This is a genomic window from Micromonospora arida (assembly GCF_003857035.1).
In the GTDB taxonomy this organism is placed as follows: domain Bacteria; phylum Actinomycetota; class Actinomycetes; order Mycobacteriales; family Micromonosporaceae; genus Micromonospora; species Micromonospora arida.
In genome coordinates, this window is the sequence record NZ_QGSY01000333.1 from 1 (window position 1) to 16120 (window position 16120).

The 16120-nt window shown below is 70.9% G+C and carries 13 protein-coding genes; 4 read left to right on the forward strand and 9 right to left on the reverse strand.

The features are described 5' to 3' along the window. Positions 1-253: 253 nt before the first annotated feature. The gene (locus DLJ58_RS32810) at positions 254-847 is read left to right on the forward strand and encodes an Rv3235 family protein (RefSeq protein ID WP_124862786.1); all 594 of its coding nucleotides are present in this window, start codon (positions 254-256) and stop codon (positions 845-847) included. Between the two features lie 103 nt (positions 848-950). Here DLJ58_RS32810 and secA read toward each other — a convergent pair whose 3' ends face one another. Continuing rightward, positions 951-3878, reverse strand: a complete 2928-nt coding sequence (gene secA, locus DLJ58_RS32815; protein WP_124862789.1) for a preprotein translocase subunit SecA — start codon at positions 3876-3878, stop codon at positions 951-953. Between the two features lie 168 nt (positions 3879-4046). Here secA and DLJ58_RS32820 point away from each other — a divergent pair, with 168 nt between their 5' ends. Both DLJ58_RS32820 and DLJ58_RS32825 read left to right on the forward strand, forming a co-directional pair. Next, positions 4047-5198: a GNAT family N-acetyltransferase gene (locus tag DLJ58_RS32820; protein WP_124862792.1), complete on the forward strand. Its 1152-nt coding sequence runs from the start codon at positions 4047-4049 to the stop codon at positions 5196-5198. Further along, on the forward strand, positions 5195-6307 hold the full coding sequence (locus DLJ58_RS32825) for a GNAT family N-acetyltransferase (RefSeq protein ID WP_124862795.1): 1113 nt from the start codon (positions 5195-5197) through the stop codon (positions 6305-6307). The genes DLJ58_RS32820 and DLJ58_RS32825 overlap by 4 nt, the downstream gene beginning before the upstream one ends. Before the next feature lie 67 nt (positions 6308-6374). Here the strand turns inward: DLJ58_RS32825 and hpf are convergent, their stop codons facing one another. The 8 genes from hpf to efeU all read right to left on the reverse strand — a co-directional run bounded on the left by hpf (position 6375) and on the right by efeU (position 15829). Next, positions 6375-7010: a ribosome hibernation-promoting factor, HPF/YfiA family gene (gene hpf, locus DLJ58_RS32830; RefSeq protein WP_091393991.1), complete on the reverse strand. Its 636-nt coding sequence runs from the start codon at positions 7008-7010 to the stop codon at positions 6375-6377. Between the two features lie 246 nt (positions 7011-7256). Continuing rightward, positions 7257-7931 carry a ComF family protein gene (locus DLJ58_RS32835; protein ID WP_124862807.1) on the reverse strand — a complete coding sequence of 225 codons (675 nt, stop codon included), beginning with the start codon at positions 7929-7931 and terminating at the stop codon, positions 7257-7259. Between the two features lie 37 nt (positions 7932-7968). After that, positions 7969-9750, reverse strand: a complete 1782-nt coding sequence (locus tag DLJ58_RS32840) for an LpqB family beta-propeller domain-containing protein (RefSeq protein ID WP_124862810.1) — start codon at positions 9748-9750, stop codon at positions 7969-7971. A gap of 32 nt (positions 9751-9782) precedes the next feature. Next, positions 9783-11540: an MtrAB system histidine kinase MtrB gene (gene mtrB, locus DLJ58_RS32845; RefSeq protein WP_124862798.1), complete on the reverse strand. Its 1758-nt coding sequence runs from the start codon at positions 11538-11540 to the stop codon at positions 9783-9785. A gap of 12 nt (positions 11541-11552) precedes the next feature. Next, positions 11553-12242: an MtrAB system response regulator MtrA gene (gene mtrA / locus DLJ58_RS32850; RefSeq protein ID WP_030331519.1), complete on the reverse strand. Its 690-nt coding sequence runs from the start codon at positions 12240-12242 to the stop codon at positions 11553-11555. 225 nt (positions 12243-12467) lie between these two features. After that, positions 12468-13745, reverse strand: a complete 1278-nt coding sequence (gene efeB / locus DLJ58_RS32855; RefSeq protein WP_124862801.1) for an iron uptake transporter deferrochelatase/peroxidase subunit — start codon at positions 13743-13745, stop codon at positions 12468-12470. Between the two features lie 25 nt (positions 13746-13770). Then, positions 13771-14904 (reverse strand): iron uptake system protein EfeO, encoded by a 1134-nt coding sequence (gene efeO / locus DLJ58_RS32860; protein WP_124862804.1) that lies wholly within the window; start codon positions 14902-14904, stop codon positions 13771-13773. 22 nt (positions 14905-14926) lie between these two features. Beyond that, positions 14927-15829 (reverse strand): iron uptake transporter permease EfeU, encoded by a 903-nt coding sequence (efeU, locus tag DLJ58_RS32865; RefSeq protein WP_244219230.1) that lies wholly within the window; start codon positions 15827-15829, stop codon positions 14927-14929. 136 nt (positions 15830-15965) lie between these two features. Between efeU and DLJ58_RS34185 the strand changes: the two genes are divergently transcribed. Further along, positions 15966-16112, forward strand: a complete 147-nt coding sequence (locus DLJ58_RS34185) for a hypothetical protein (protein ID WP_167493764.1) — start codon at positions 15966-15968, stop codon at positions 16110-16112. Positions 16113-16120: the final 8 nt, after the last annotated feature.

Sequence of the window (16120 nt, forward strand, 5' to 3'; positions counted from 1 at the left end):
CCGTCCGCCCGTCCGCCCGTCCGCCCGTCCGCCCGTCCGCCCGTCCGCCCGTCCGCCCGGGGGATGATCCACTCGGCTTTACGGAAGTCGGGTTGTCGGGGCCGCTGGGACCACGCGATTTCAAGGAACCCGAGTGGATCATGCGCCGCGTCGGCAACGGAGGCCACGAGGGCATTGACCGTGGCCGTTCTGTCGCTCAGAATCGAGCTTGTCGAAGGCAAACGAAAGCAAACGCAAGATCAAGGGGGCCACGATGAGCGGAGCGCGACCCGGTCCTTCCCGACCACCCGTGCGGTTGCGCCCCGTCCCGCCCTTCGACCCGCCGTACGTTGACGAGGCCGAGGGGTCGTGCTGGCCCCCGATGACCGACGGTCAACTCGCCCTCGACCTGTTCGCCTCCACCCGGCCCAACCCGGTCCGGCCGCCGGAGCGGCGAGCAGCCCTGCGCCCGGTGCCCAGCCGGTCCACCACCACCCACCCGGTCGCGTCGTTGCCGACGTCGACCGCACCGGAAGCCACCCGAGCCGCGCACCGCTTCGTCGGCACCTGCCTTGAGGTGGTCAACGGCTACCGCTCGCCGGCCCAGGTGCGAGCGCTGCTCGACCCGGCCCGAGCGGGCGACCTGCTGACCGAACTCGCCCGCGCATCCGGGCGGGCCGGGGCATCCCGACGCCGCAGCGGCCGGCCACTGGTTCGGCTGCTCCGCCTGCGAGTCTGCGAGCCCCGGGACGCCGCGGTGGAGGCGGCAGCCGTCCTGACCGGGGCGGGCGGCCGAAGTTGGGCGATGGCGCTGCGCCTCGAACATCGCCGGGGCCGCTGGCTCTGCGTTGCCCTACACGTGCTCTGACCGCACCTGACCCGGAGGTCGGCGAGGCCCAGAGACACCGACGGGCCCCGGCCTGGTCGGCCGGGACCCGTCGGTCAGACGCTGTCGGTGCAGCTGCTGTTGGTCAGTTGCCGCCGTTGGGCGCGCCGTGGCAGCGCTTGTACTTGCGGCCCGAGCCACACGGGCACGGCGCGTTGCGGGACGGGCCGTTGCTCGCCTCCGCCTGGTTCGGTGCCGGCCGACGGGCGGCGGCCGACGGAACTGCCGGGCCACGCAGCCCGGATGCCGGCCGCTGCGGCGCGGACGGTGCGCTCCGCCCCGGTGCCGCCGGAGCACCCGGAGCCGGGCGGCCCACACCGAGCGCCGGAGCCTGCTGCTCGGCCTGCTCCACGGCGACCGCGCCCGGGCTGGCCTCGCCGTCGATGGTCGGCGCGGAGTATTGCAGGCCCTGCCGCCGCGGTGCCTGGTTGAGGCCCTTGGCCCGGATCTCCACCGGCTTGTCGAGCAGGGTGACCTCGTCGGCCCCCTCCTCCGGCTCCGGTTCGGTCACCTGGACGTCGACGTTGTAGAGGAAACCGACTGTCTCCTCCTTGATGCCGTCCATCATGGTGGCGAACATGTCGAAGCCCTCGCGCTGGTATTCCACCACCGGGTCGCGCTGGGCGTACGCCCGGAGGTTGATGCCCTCTTGGAGGTAGTCCATCTCGTAGAGGTGCTCGCGCCACTTGCGGTCGATGACCTGAAGCAGCACCATCCGCTCGAGCTGGCGCACCCCCTCGGTGCCGAGCTGCTCTTCACGCCGGTCGTACGCGGCGTTGGCGTCCTCCTTGAGGCGGGCGACCAGGAAGTCGGCGTCCATGCCGGCCCGGGAACCGCCGGCCTCCTCTTCCAGCTCCTCGATCGTGACGCCGACCGGGTAGAGCTGCTTGAGGCTGGACCAGAGCTGCTCAAGGTCCCAGTCTTCGCCGTAGCCGTCGGAGGTGGCGCCCCGCACGTACGCCTCGACGGTGTCGTCGATCATGTTGCGGACCTGGTCGGAGAGGTCTTCGCCGTTGAGCACCCGGAGCCGCTCGGCGTAGACGACCTGGCGCTGCTTGTTGAGCACCTCGTCGTACTTGAGCACGTTCTTGCGGATCTCGGCGTTCTGGCCCTCGATCTGGGCCTGGGCGCTCTTGATCTGCCGGGTGACCATCTTCGACTCGATGGGCACGTCCTCCGGGATGTTGAAGCGCTCCATCACCGCCTCGACCGCTCCAGCCCGGAAGCGCCGCATCAGCTCGTCCTGAAGGGACAGGTAGAAACGGGACTCGCCCGGGTCGCCCTGCCGGCCGGCGCGACCACGCAGCTGGTTGTCGATCCGCCGGGACTCGTGCCGCTCGGTGCCGAGCACGTAGAGGCCGCCGGCGGCCGAGACCTCTTCCGCCTCGGCGTCGCAGGCCTGCTTCCAGGTGGGAAGGACCTCCTCCATCGCCTTGGCGTACTCTTCCTCGTTCTCCAGCGGGTCGAGGCCGCGCTGGCGCAGCTCGTTCGCGGCGAGGAACTCGGCGTTGCCACCGAGCAAGATGTCGGTGCCGCGGCCGGCCATGTTGGTCGCGACGGTGACCGCGCCCTTACGCCCGGCCTGGGCGACGATCTCGGCCTCCCGGGCGTGGAACTTGGCGTTCAGCACGTTGTGCGGGATGCCACGGCGGCGCAGCAGCTGGGAGAGGATCTCGGAGTTTTCCACCGAGACGGTGCCCACCAGCACCGGCTGACCCATCTGGTGCCGCTCGGCGATGTCCTCGATGACGGCGTTGAACTTGGCCTTTTCCGTCTTGTAGATGACGTCCGGCCGGTCCTCGCGAACCATCGGGCGGTGGGTCGGAATGGTCACGACGCCGACCTTGTAGACCTTGTTGAACTCACTCGCCTCGGTCTGCGCCGTACCGGTCATCCCGGACAGCTTCTCGTAGAGGCGGAAGTAGTTCTGGAGGGTGATGGTGGCCAGGGTCTGGTTCTCCTGCTTGATCTCCACCCCCTCCTTGGCCTCGATCGCCTGGTGCATGCCCTCGTTGTAGCGACGGCCGTGCAGGATGCGACCGGTGAACTCGTCGACGATCAGGACCTCACCGTCGCTGACGATGTAGTCCTTGTCGCGCTTGTAGAGCTCCTTGGCCTTGATGGCGTTGTTGAGGTAGCCGACCAGCGGGGTGTTCACCGACTCGTACAGGTTGTCGATGCCGAGCCGGTCCTCGACCTTGGCGACACCCCGCTCGGTCACCGCGATGGTGCGCTTGGAGTGGTCGACCTCGTAGTCGCCCTCGCCGTCGGTGCCGGGCTGGAGCCGGGCCACCACGCCGGCGAACTCGCCGTACCAGCGGGCGGAGTGCTCGGCCGGGCCGGAGATGATCAACGGGGTGCGGGCCTCGTCGATCAGGATGGAGTCGACCTCGTCGACCACCGCGAAGTTGTGCCCGCGCTGCACCAGCTCTTCCTTCGACCAGGCCATGTTGTCGCGCAGGTAGTCGAAGCCGAACTCGTTGTTGGTGCCGTAGGTGATGTCGCACTCGTAGGCGGCCTTGTGCTCACTTGCCGGCCGGTTGGGCAGCACCACGCCGACGGTCAGCCCGAGGAACTCGTGCACCCGGCCCATCCACGCCGCGTCACGCTGGGCGAGGTAGTCGTTGACCGTGATCACGTGGACGCCCTTGCCGGAGAGCGCGTTGAGGTAGACGGCCATGACCGAGGTCAGCGTCTTGCCCTCACCGGTCTTCATCTCGGCGATGTTGCCGAAGTGCAGCGCCGCGCCGCCCATCACCTGGACGTCGTACGGGCGCTGGCCGAGCACCCTGGCGGCCGCCTCGCGGGCCACCGCGAACGCCTCCGGCAGCAGGTCGTCGAGCGTCTCACCCTCGTCGAGCCGCTCCCGGAACTGTTCGGTCATGCCGGCCAGTTCCTCGTCGGTGAGGTTGACGTAGTCGTCCTCGATCGAGCTGACGGCATTGGCGATCGCCTTGAGGCGGCGCACCATGCGGCCCTCGCCCGCGTTAAGGACCTTTTCCAGAATCGACACGGATCAACGCTCCCCTAGACAGTCTCGAACCATCGTAGGCGCTCCATCGGCGCGATGGTCACTGGTGGCGGTGCTCGACCCCGCCGAACCCGACATAACTCGCGTCCTGCACACGCCCCAAACGTTATCCGGTTACGCCGTCGGCGAACGCTACGGCAGGATGCACGAGTGGAGCTCGTGGAGATCATCGAGGACGGCGTGCTGCTGCGGCCCTGGCGAGAGACGGATGCCGAGGCCGTGCACCGAGCCTGCCAGGACCCGGACATTCAGCGTTGGACCACCGTACCGCGCCCGTACCGGCCGGAACACGCGCACGGATTTGTCACCGAGATGAGCCGGAAGGCCTGGGCCGAGGGCACCGGGGCACCGTTCGCGGTCTGCGACCCGGACACCGGGGAGCTGCTGGGTTCCAGCGGGCTGATCTCGATCGACAAGGACGGCACCGGTGAGATCGGCTACTGGACGGCACCCTGGGCGCGTGGTCGGGGCGTGATGGTCCGGGCCACCCGGGCGGTGGCCCGCTGGTCCTTCGACACCCTCGGGCTCCGCCGGCTCATCTGGCAGGCCGAGGTGGGCAACCACGCCTCCCGGCTGGTGGCACTCCGGGCCGGTTTCCGGATCGACGGCAGGTTGCGGCTGGCCCATCCGGCGCTGCCCGGCAACGCGGACGGCTGGATCGGCTCGCTGCTGCCCGGCGAGGTACCGGCCGTCGGGTCGACCGGGCCGGCCGGACCGGGCACCCTCGCCGCCCGGCGGGCCGCCGTCTTCGGCCGCCCGCAACCCGTTCTGTTCGCCGAGACCGGGGCCGGCGAGCTGCGTCTGCGGCCCATGGAGGAGAAGGACCTGGACGCCGTGGTGCAGACCTGCCGGGACCCGGAGAGCATCCGCTGGACGACAGTGCCGGACCCGTACGAGCGCGCCGACGCGCAGGGCTACCAGGCTTACGGCCGGGACGCCTGGGCTCGGGGGGACGCCGCCTGCTTCGTGATCGCCGACTCCGACGACCGGTACGCGGGCACGCTCGACCTGCGGCTCTCCCCCGCCGACCCGCTGGTGGCCGACGCCGGCTTCATGACCGCGCCGGCGGCCCGGGGCCGGGGCTACCTGCCCGCCGCGCTGGTCGCGCTCAGCGCCTGGGGCTTCAGCACGTTGGGCCTGGCGCGGATCGAGTGGAAGGCGAACGTGGGCAACACCTCCTCCCGCCGGGCGGCGGAGAAGGCGGGCTTCCTGGTCGAGGGGATCGCCCGGGGCGGCGTGCAGCACCGGGGCGAGCGGGTGGACGTGTGGGTCGGGGCGCTTCTCGCGAAGGATCTGGGATGAAGCTGCGGCCGGTCGTCGAGGCGCACGGGGTGCGGCTGCGCCCGTTTCGCGCGCAGGACAGCGCCAACGTGGTGGACGGCTGCGCGGACCCGCTGAGTCAACGGTTCGTGTCGAACCTGCCGACGCCGTACACCGAGACCGACGCCCGCTGGTGGATCGACGTCGGCGCCCCGGCGGCCTGGACCGGCGGCGGCACGGCGTACGCCGTCGCGGACCCCGCGACCGATCGTCTGCTCGGCGCGGTGGGGTTGAACAACCCGGTGCCCGCCCGGGGTCAGCTGGAGATCGGCTACTGGATGCGACCGGCGGCGCGCGGTCGCGGGCTGGCCACCGCGGCGACCCGCGCGCTGAGCGAGCACGCGTTCGCCGCCGGGGCGGCCCGACTGGAGCTGCTCACCGAGCCGGAGAACGGCCCGAGCCAGCGGGTCGCGCTGGCCGCCGGCTTCCGCTACGAGGGTTTGCGCCGTTCGGCAGGCGCTTCCCGCGACGCGGGCCGGCACGACCTGCTGGCCTGGGTACGCGTCGCCGGTGATCCGCCCGGCCCGGCCGCCCGGCTGCTGCCCGACCTGCCCGGCGGGGTGCTCACCGACGAGGTGGTGGCGCTGCGGCCACTCGCGCCGGACGACGCGGCGCTGATGTACCGGCTGCACAGCCGACCCGAGGTGGTGGCGAACCAGGCGCCGCCGGTGCCGCCGACGCACGAGGCGATGGAGCGACGTTGTCGTCTCGCGCAGAGCGGCTGGCTGACCGGCGAGATCGCCCGGCTGATGATCACGGACGTGGCCAGCGGCGAGCCGGCGGGCAGTTGCGGCTTGTCGTACACCGACGTGGCCGCCGGTGAGGCGTCGGTCGGCTACGCGTTGCTGCCGGACTGGCGCGGCCGGGGGTACGCGACGCGGGCGGTCCGGTTGCTCGCGGGCTGGGCGTTCGGCTCGGCCGGTATCGCCCGGCTCTCGGCCGGCACGGTACCGGACAACACCGCGTCGCACCGGGTGCTGGAGCGGGTCGGTTTTCGGCGCGAGTCCGTTCAGCGCGGCCGGCTGCCCGGGTTGGCCGGCGCCCGCCTGGACGACCTGACCTTCGCGCTGCTCCCCGCCGACCTCCGCTGACAGATCGTGGAGTTGTGGTGGGCGTTTCCCCACCACAACTCCATGATCGGCGCGGATCGGCTACCGGTCAGGTGGCGAGGGAGATGATGCCGTAGTCGTACGCGTGGCGCCGGTAGACGACGCTGGGGCGGCCGGACTCCTTGTCCTGGAAAAGGTAGAAGTCGTGGCCGACCAGTTCCATCTCGAACAGCGCGTCGTCGATGGTCATCGGCTCGGCCGGGTGGACCTTCTCCCGGGCGATGTGCCACGGCTGGTCGTCGTGCTCCTCTTCGACCCGCTCCGCGACCGCGGTGCCGGCGCGGGCGCCGTCGCTGGGCGCGCTCAGCGCGTTGGGCACCAGGTCCGCGACCGGAAGGCCCGCTGTGGCCTCGGCGACGGAGATCGGCGCGTGGCGGCCCCGGTGTACGCGGCGGCGGTCGGCCGCGCGGCGCAGCCGGGTGTCGAGCTTCGCGATGGCCGCGTCGAGCGCGCTGTAGAAGTCGTTCGTGCAGGCTTCGGCCCGAATCACCGGGCCCCGGGAAACGCAGGTGATCTCCACCCGCTGGCAGTGGTCGGCCTGGCGCGGATTGCGCTCGTGAAACAGCTCGACATCGACGCGAATAAGTTTGTGGTCGTAGCGTTCGATCTTCGCGAGTTTCTCGGCTACGTGTACCCGGTAATGGTCCGGCACTTCGACGTTTCGGCCCTTGACCACGATGTCCACGTGACCTCCCTTGTTCGGACGGTCTTCGATCCGGTTACCCGGCCGCGCGCCGTGGGGAGACCCGCTGGCGTCGACCGGTTGGTACGGCTACGCCCTCCTCTCACCGCCAGGGGCGGTTGGAACGACCTCCTACCCCCGACAGCGAAACGCTAACTCCTGTTCGCCCGGCAGTCACCCCATGTTGCCGAGACGGCCAAGGATTTTTCGCAGCTCATACACCAACGGGTGAAACGGAAACACGGTCGGTTACGACTGGTGTCTTTTCTCGGTCGCCGCGAGCACCGCCGCAACACTCGGTGCCCACCCTGTCGCGGTCAGCACCCGGCTCGCGGCCGCGAGGGTCACGCCGGTGGTGACGATGTCGTCGAGCAGCACCACGACCGGCGCCGCGCCCCCGGCACGACCCCGGCCCGGCCCGCTCGAGCGGGGCTGGAAGGCCGCCTCGGCCGCCGCCGCGCGTCCGGCGCTGTCCAGGGTGACCGAGTCGGGCCGGGGCGACGCCCGCAGCGGACGGTGCACCCGCACCGCCCAACCGCTCCGGTTGAGCCGGGCCGCGCAGTGCCGGGCAAGCCGGTCGAGGTGGTCCCCGTAACGGGACCGGGCCGCCGCCGCGGTGTCCGGGACCGGAACCAACGCCACCGGGCGGGCCCCACCGACGGCCGCCGCGACGACCTCGGCGAGCAGCGCGCCGAGCGGGCGAGCAAGCCCGTGTCGGCCGTGTTCCTTGTACGCCAGCAGGGCCTCGCGCAGCGGACCCGCGTACGGGCCGAGGGCGACGCAGGACGGCAGGCCCGGCGGGGCGGGGGTGGGGCGGACCGCCCGTGGGCGCAATGCATCCAGCGCCATGACACAGGCTGGGCAGACCCCGTGCCGCAGGCCGGGTCGGCGCTCCCGACAACCGGCGCAGTCTGCGGGCAGCACCAGGTCGGCGAGGTCCGCCCAGAGCCCGCTCACCGTGTCAGTAGAGGAAGAACGGCGCCGACGGGTTGCTTGGCCGGACGCCGGTCGGCACCGGGGCGATGTCGCGTACCCGGCCGGGCTCGATCCGTTCGAACGGGCTGCTGCGGTAGGCCACCCCGTTCGCCTCGTACATGTAGGCCCCGCTGGCCGCCCGCACGCCGCGGTTGGTCGGGTACGCCGTCAGGTGGGTGACCTTGGCGCCGAGGTCGGTCCGCAGCGGCGTCTCCAGGGCGCCGTCGACACTGATCTCGTAGATCGCCGGCTGGCCGACCGACCCCGCCACCACGAGCTGGTCCTCCCTGCCCCAGTCGACCGCCGTCGGGTTGGTCAGCGAGGTGACCAACTCTCGGGGCGGGCCGATGGAGACCCCGCCGCCGTCGAGGTTGACCGCGGCGACGTAGAGACGGCCGCCGGCGATCAGCGCCACCCGCTGGCCGTCCAACGCGGCGGCCACCGCGGTGACCGCGGCGGAGGGCAGGTTGAGCGGCACCGGATACATCCGTGCCGCCTCGTCGAACCGGTAGAGCTGCCCGTCGGCCACCACCAGGCCGCGGCTGGGGCGGTTGTCGACCGTACGCAGCCAGACCGGTCGGCTGATCGAGGAGTACCCGGCGCCGCCGCTGCGGCTGAGCACGGAGACCGGGTCGGCGCCCGTGCCCACCGCGAGTCGGTACCGGTTCTTGCCGCTGCCGGTGACCACCATCGCGGCGAGGATCCGGCGGTCCTTGGCCAGCCCGAGGCTGGCGGAGACGACGTTACGGTTGGCCTCGGGTGTCAACGGCACGCTGCCGCTGGGCTCGCCGTCGAAGTCGAGTGGGTGGATCGCGCCGTCGTACACGCCGAACCGCTGCGGGCCGGCGGCATACGGATAGAGCACCCGGGAGTCTCGTCGCTCGCCCAGGTCCACCACGGGCTGCGCGTTGTTGCGGATCTTCAACTCCAGCTGACCGGTAAGGTCGCCCAACGACCAGGCGATCTGCGTGATCAACTGATCGATCCCGTCCTGGTCGTCACCGGACATGTCCAGGTTGACCTCCCACCGACCGTTCCCGCCGGTGGCGTTGTTGATCAGCTCGGTGCGGTCCGGCAGCCCGACGACCCCCGGGCGCAACCAGTCGGAGGGGCCGCCGACCAGCCACTTCACCACCTCGTTGACCTGCCGTTCGACCGGCACCGCCAGCGGTCGGTACCGCTGGTCAGGCACCAGGCGGGTGCGGTCGGAGCTCCAGAAGTAGATCGTCTCGTCCTGGTAATACTGTCGGAGGGCGGTGTCGCTGAGCAGCAGCACGTTGGGCGGGTTGATGATGTACAGGCCGGCGCGATCACCGTCGACGCCGCCGTCGAACGCCGCGCTGCGCAGGCCGAACTCGTACTCCGTCTCGGTCGCCACCGGTGGAGCCAGGGTGCCGTTGGTCCGCAGAACACCGAGCTGCTGCACGGCGATCTTCACGGTCGTGGTCCGGTCTCTGTTGGGGGTGTAGACCGCCTCGCGCAGCCGGACCACGTTAAGCGCGACCTCGCTGCCCTTCTTGTCCTGTAGCCGGGTCTTGTCCTCCGGGGCGATGAACGCCTTGACCCGCTCGTACGCTCGATCCGGCTCGCCTGCGGCGGCGGACAGGAAGTTGCTGACGAACGCCCCGTTGTCGCTGACGCTGGCCGTCCGCGTCGGTGGCTCACTGCCCCGACTGATCACACCGGCCTCGGTCGCCGCGCCGCCCTTGCCGTCCACCCGCACGTCAGATGCCGCCGGGATGCCACAGCCGGCGCCCAGCAGCACCATCACGCCGAGGGCCCCGAGCACAGTTGGCCGTCTCACGAGCGCACCTCCGTCCGCTGCCCGTCTCCGGCCGGAGCCGGGCCGATCGCCAATGCACCGCCGGTGCCGGGACCGATGGCCAGTGGCCCACCGTCGCGGGGGCCGCCGAACGGCAGGGCGGCGTCGGCCGGCACCAGCCGCAGCGGTGAGGTGGTCAGCCGATCGCCCGCACGGGCCGGCAGGGTGAGCCGGAACTGCGCGCCCTGCCCGGGCGCACCCCACGCCTCCAGCCAGCCGCCGTGCAGCCGTGCGTCCTCCAGGCTGATCGACAGCCCCAGCCCGGTGCCCCCGGTCTGCCGGGCCCGGGACGGGTCCGCCCGCCAGAACCGGTTGAACACCAGCTTCTCCTCGCCCACCTTCAGCCCCACACCGTGGTCGCGGACGGTGATCGCCACGGCGGTCTCGTCGATGCCCAGGGTGATCAGCACCGGGCGGGCCTCACCGTGCTCGACGGCGTTGCCGACCAGGTTGCGCAACACCCGCTCGACCCGGCGCGGGTCGACCTCGGCGATCACCGGCGTGCCCGGCAGGTCGAGTTCGATCGGTACGCCCACCCGCTCGGCCAGGCCAGCCAGCCGGTCGACCACCCGGTGCACCACCGGCACCAGGTCGGTCGGCTCGGAATCCAGCATGGCGAAGCCCGCGTCGAACCGACTGATCTCCAGCAGGTCGGTGAGCAGCTCCTCGAATCGATCCAGCTCGGCCTGGAGCAGCTCGGCGCTACGGGCGACCGCCGGGTCGAACTCGTCGCGCTCAGCGAAGATCAGGTCGGCGGCCATCCGGACCGTGGTCAGCGGGGTACGCAGCTCGTGGGAGACGTCTGAGGTGAAGCGGCGCTGCAACCGGGACATCTCTTCCAGGCGCAGGATCTGCCGTTGCAGGTTGGTGGCCATCTGGTTGAACGACGCGGCGAGCAGGGCCAGGTCGTCCTCGCCGTTGACCACCATCCGCTGATCGAGCAGGCCCGCGGAGAGCCGCTGGGCGGTTCGTGCGGCGACCCGGACCGGGTTGACCACCAGCCGGGTGACCAGCGCCGCGAGCAACCCGAGCAGGATCACCAGCGCTACCCCGGTGGCCACCACTGTGGCGCGGGCGTCGGCGGCGGTGACGTCCTGCCGGGCCAGCGGGACCAGATAGTAGAGCTCGATCTGGCCGAAGCGGGTGGGCACCGGCGAGCCGTAGACCAGGTATTTGGTGGTCTTGTCGGTGAGTCGCCCGGTGCGGATCTGGCTGGCCACCTTGCCGTCGGCGATCGCGGCCCGCAGCTCGGGGCTGATCAGCGACTGCACGTTCGCCGACGGGGAGGTGCGCGTCTGGATGTCGTTGGGATAGTCGTCGGCGGTGATCGCGACCACCACCCCGCTGGTCTGCTGGGGGTCGCCGCCGGCCAGGTAGTTGACAGTGCCGTCGATGGTTTCCTGGAGCTGCGCCTCCTGCGGTTGCCCGTAGAAGGAGACCTGCTTGGCCGCGTAGCTGGCACCGCTGGTCACCCGCTGCCGGACGTCGCTGCGCGCGCTGTCGAGCAGGATGGTGGTGATCTTGTCAGCGATCAGGAACGCGAACCCGCCGACCAGCAGGCTGGACGCGACCAGCGTGATGGTCACGACCCGGACCTGGAGCGAGCGGCGCCAGGTCTGGTGCGCCCGACCCACCGCACGGGCGACCCGACCGCTCACCGCACGCCAGAGCTCCCCGCCGGCGCTGGGCCGGCGGGCAGCCGTACTCGGGGAGGGTGGGGGCGGCGTGGTCGACACAGTGCGACCAGGCTATCCGGTCCCTGCCTTGTAGCCCACGCCCCGCACGGTGAGGATGATTTCCGGTCGCTCCGGGTCCGGCTCGATCTTGGCCCGCAACCGCTGGACGTGCACGTTGACCAGCCGGGTGTCGGCCGCGTGCCGGTAGCCCCAGACCTGTTCGAGCAGCACCTCGCGGGTGAAGACCTGACGTGGCTTGCGGGCGAGCGCGACCAGCAGGTCGAACTCCAGCGGCGTCAGCTTCACCTCCTCGTCGTTGCGGCTCACGGTGTGCGCGGGCACGTCGATGGTGATCTGGTTGTCCGGAGGCCCGATGGTGAGCATCTCCGGGGCCACGTCCTCGCCTCGGCGCAGTCGGGCCCGCATCCGGGCCACCAGCTCCTTGGGCTTGAACGGCTTGACCACGTAGTCGTCGGCGCCGGACTCGAGGCCGAGCACGACGTCCACGGTGTCGCTCTTTGCGGTCAGCATGACGATGGGCACGCCGGACTCCGCCCGGATCGACCGGGCCACGTCGATACCGCTCATACCGGGAAGCATCAGGTCAAGCAGCACAATATCGGGACGACTGTCGCGAAAGGCGGCCAACGCCCGCTCGCCGTCCGCCACAAACGAGGGCAGGAAACCCTCACTGCGCAGCACGATGCCGAGCATCTCGGCGAGCGCGGGGTCGTCGTCGACCACCAGTACGCGGGCTCTCATGGGATTAATATTGCATCCTCATTCAGTTCGGTGGGACCGGCGTCCGCCGGTAAAGCTTCGCGCCGCCGTCAAATCGGTGACCGCGGTCCGCGGCGGCGGCGCCACGGCTGCGGTGCCTGGCGCGCGCGAACGGGCCGTCGCCAGGCTGCCACCATGATCCCCCTTTGGCGCCGCCTGGCGCCACCGCAGGCTGGGCCGATCCGGTTGTCGCCATCCGGACGACGGTCAGCCGAACAGCCCACGCCCCCAGTGATCCCCGCCGTCGCGTACCCCGGGAGGACAGGCGAACACCCCGCTGGAGACGTGTCGCAGGTACTCGTTCATCACGTCGTGCCGGGCCAACTGAGTCTGGATCGGCACGAACTGACGGCGTGGATCGCGCTGGTAGGCGATGAAGAAGAGGCCCGCGTCGAGTCGGCCGAGGCCGTCCGAGCCGTCGACGAAGTTGTAACCCCGGCGCAGCAGCTGAGCGCCGCCGTTCCGACTCGGGTGGGCCAGCGTGACATGGGCGTGCTCGGCGATCACCGGCTTCCCGTCCGCGCCACGGGCGGCGAAGTCGGGCTCGTCGAACTCGTCGCTGCGACCCAGCGGCGCGCCGCTGCCCTTGGTCCGGCCGACGATCTCCTCCTGCTCGGCGAGGGAGGTCCGGTCCCAGGTCTCCACGAGCATCCGGATCTTGCGGGTGACCAGGTACGAGCCTCCGGCCATCCAGTCCGGTCCGTCGCCCGGCTGCACCCACAACTGGTCGCGCAGCAGGTCGGTGTCCTCGGCCTTGAGGTTGGCCGTTCCGTCCTTGAACCCGAAGAGGTTGCGCGCGGTGGCCTGCTCCCGGGAGGTCGACGAGGTGCGGCCGAAGCCCAACTGCGACCAGCGGACGCTCACCACGCCCATGCCGAGCCGGGCCAGGTTGCGGATCGCGTGCACCGCAACCTGCGGGTCGTTGGAGCAGGCCTGGACGCAGAGGTCCCCGCCGGAGAGCTGCGGCTGCAACGCGTCGCCGGGGAACTTCGGCAGCTCGGCGAGGGCGGCGGGCCGACGGTCGGCGAGGCCGAAGCGGTCCCGCCCGTCGGCGTCGCGGAACAGCGTCGGCCCGAAGCCGATGGTGAGGGTGAGCTGCGAGGGAGGCAGACCGAGTGCCTCACCGGTGTCGTCCGGCGGGGCCTCCGGCATACCGCCGACCGCACCCAGCACCCCGGCGTCGCGCCCCGCGGTCATCCGGGCGGCCGCGGCCGTCCACTCCTCCAGCAGTTCGACGAGTCGGGCCCGGTCCTTGGTGATCACGTCGAAGGCCACGAAGTGCAGCCGGTCCTGCGCCGGGGTGACGATGCCGGCCTGGTGCTCACCGTGGAACGGCACGGCCCCGGCCGGGTGGTCGTTCGCCGCGGCCGGGCCATGGGAGCCGCTCAACAGCGCCCCCGCGCCGGCCGCCACTCCGGCGACCCCGGCCACCCCGGCGCCGGCCAGGGTGATGGCTCGGCGCCGGGTGAACCTGCTCCCGCTCATCGACTCGACTCTTTCTGCCAGGTGGTCACTTCGCGACGGCCGCGGCGACCTTGCTGATCGGCTCGGCGAGCGCGTTGATCCCGTCGGAGAGCTCCTTGAGCTCGGCCTTGCTCAGCGCGGTGTGCAGCTTCCATCCGTCGCCGTCGCGGTGCTTGCCGAGCAGTCCCTCGACGTTGGCGAACTCGGTGTCCAACTGCGTGACCAGTTCCGGCGAGCGCTGCTGCAACGCAGGGCGCAGGGCGGACACGGCAGCCTTGGAACCGTCGAGGTTGGCGGCGAAGTCCCACAGGTCGGTGTGCGAGTAGCGGTCCTCCTCGCCGGTGATCTTGCCGCTGGCGACCTCGTCGAGCAGTTCCTTGGCGCCGTTGGCGAGCTGGAGCGGCGAGAGCTTCTCGGCGTTCGCCTTGGCCACGATCTCCTTGACGTCGACCAGCAGCCGGTCGGCGATCGGACCGTCCTTGCTGATGTCACCGGACTGCCAGAGGTCCTTCTCGATCCGGTGGAAGCCGGTGAACTCCATCCCCTCCTCGATGACCTCCTCACGGCCGTCGATCTTGGGGTCGAGGTCACCGAAGATCTCGGCGACCGGCTCGATCCGCTCCCAGTACGTGCGGGCGACCGGGTAGAGCGCCTTGGACTTCGCCACATCGCCGGCCTTGACCGCGCTGACGAACTCCTCGGTCTTGTCCAGCAGCGCGGCGGTCTGGCTCTTGACGTAGCGCTGGTAGTTGTCGGTGGCGTCACCCAGCGCGGCGTCCGCGGTGAGCGGCTGCGCCGACCCGCTGACCTTGAGCGCGCCCCGGATGCCCTTGCCACTCATCCCTGGCTTGCAGGCCGTCTGGTACGTGCCGGCCGGCAGCTCCACGTGCAGCTCACGGCTCAACCCGGGTGCGATGTTCTCCACCTCGCCCATGACGCGGTCGCCGTCGGCGTACACGTAGAACTCGGTCACCTTCGCACCCGAATTGGTGATCTTGAAGGTGGCGGTGCCGGCACCCAGGTCGGTCGAGCCGACCTCACAGGCGGTGTCGCTGGCCTTGACCACGATCGGTCCGCCGGACGCGGCCGAGTCACCCTTGTCGGAGTCGGAGCAGGCGGCCAGACCGGCCGTCGCCAGCACGCCGGCGGCGGCCAGCGCGAAGAACTGGGTGGTACGCATCTGGGCTGTCTCTCCTCGTGGGTCAGGCACGCTGCGGCGTGGACGCCGCCTCGGCCTCGGCGCCGGTGTCGGTGTCGGCCCCGCGCTCGGTGACGGTGGTGGTCGCGGTGGGTGCCGGCTTGCGCCGGGCCGGTCGCAGGAAGAGCAGGAGCACCGGTACGGCGTACGCGACCCAGGCGATCGTCTCCAGCACGGTGGGCGCCGGAGTCACGTTGAACATGCCGGCGAGCAGGGCCGCGTACCAGGTGCTCGGGTCGAGCGCGCCGGTGATGTCGAAGGCCAGGTCGTTCAGGCCGGGCAGGACGCCGGCCTCCTGGAAGTCGTGCACGCCGTACTTGAGGATGCCGGCGGCGACCAGGATCAGCAGCGCGCCGGTCCAGGTGAAGAACTTGCTGAGGTTGATCCGCAGGGCGCTGGCGTAGAGCAGCACGCCGAGGACCACGGCGGTGACGATGCCGCCGATCAACGCGAGCAGCGGGCCGCTGTCGCCGGCCGCGCCCTGGGCGGCCGAGTAGAAGATCAGCGCGGTCTCCAGGCCCTCGCGGATCACTGCGAGGAAGGCCATGCCGGCGACGGCGAGGGACCCGACGGCCAGCGCCTCGGTGAGCCTGCCCCGCAGTTCGCCGGCGATGGTCCGGGCGGCCCGGCGCATCCAGAAGATCATCCAGGTCACGAAGACCACGGCGGCGACCGAGGTGATCGCCTCGAACAACTCACGGTCCTCGGAACGGGACAGCAGCGAGGTCGACGTGTACTCGATCAGCCAGCCGAAGAGCACCGAGAGCGCCACGGCCAGGCCGACGCCGGCCCAGACCTGCGGCAGTCGGTCCCGGCGCTGCGACTTCACCAGGAAGGCGACCAGGATGCTGACCACCAGGGTGGCTTCGAGCCCTTCCCGCAGGCCGATCAGGTAGGTGGCGAACATCCGGGCTCCGAGTAGGTTAGGCACGCCTTGGCTGACTTAGGGCAGGCATACCTTCCTCCTGGTCAGCGCCGCCGTCAAGTCGTTCACGACAAGCTCACCCTGTCTGCGGCGAACCCCACCGTGCGAAGATCTCGCCGTGAGGGGATTCCTGCCGTGGTTGACTGTGCTGGCCGTGGTGCTGCTGCTCAGCGCACTACGCCTACGGGCGCTGGCCACCCTCGTCTCGCTCGGCTGGTTGGCCTGGTGCATCTGGACCTGGTTCCGCCCCACCCGCCGCACCTAACCAAGCCC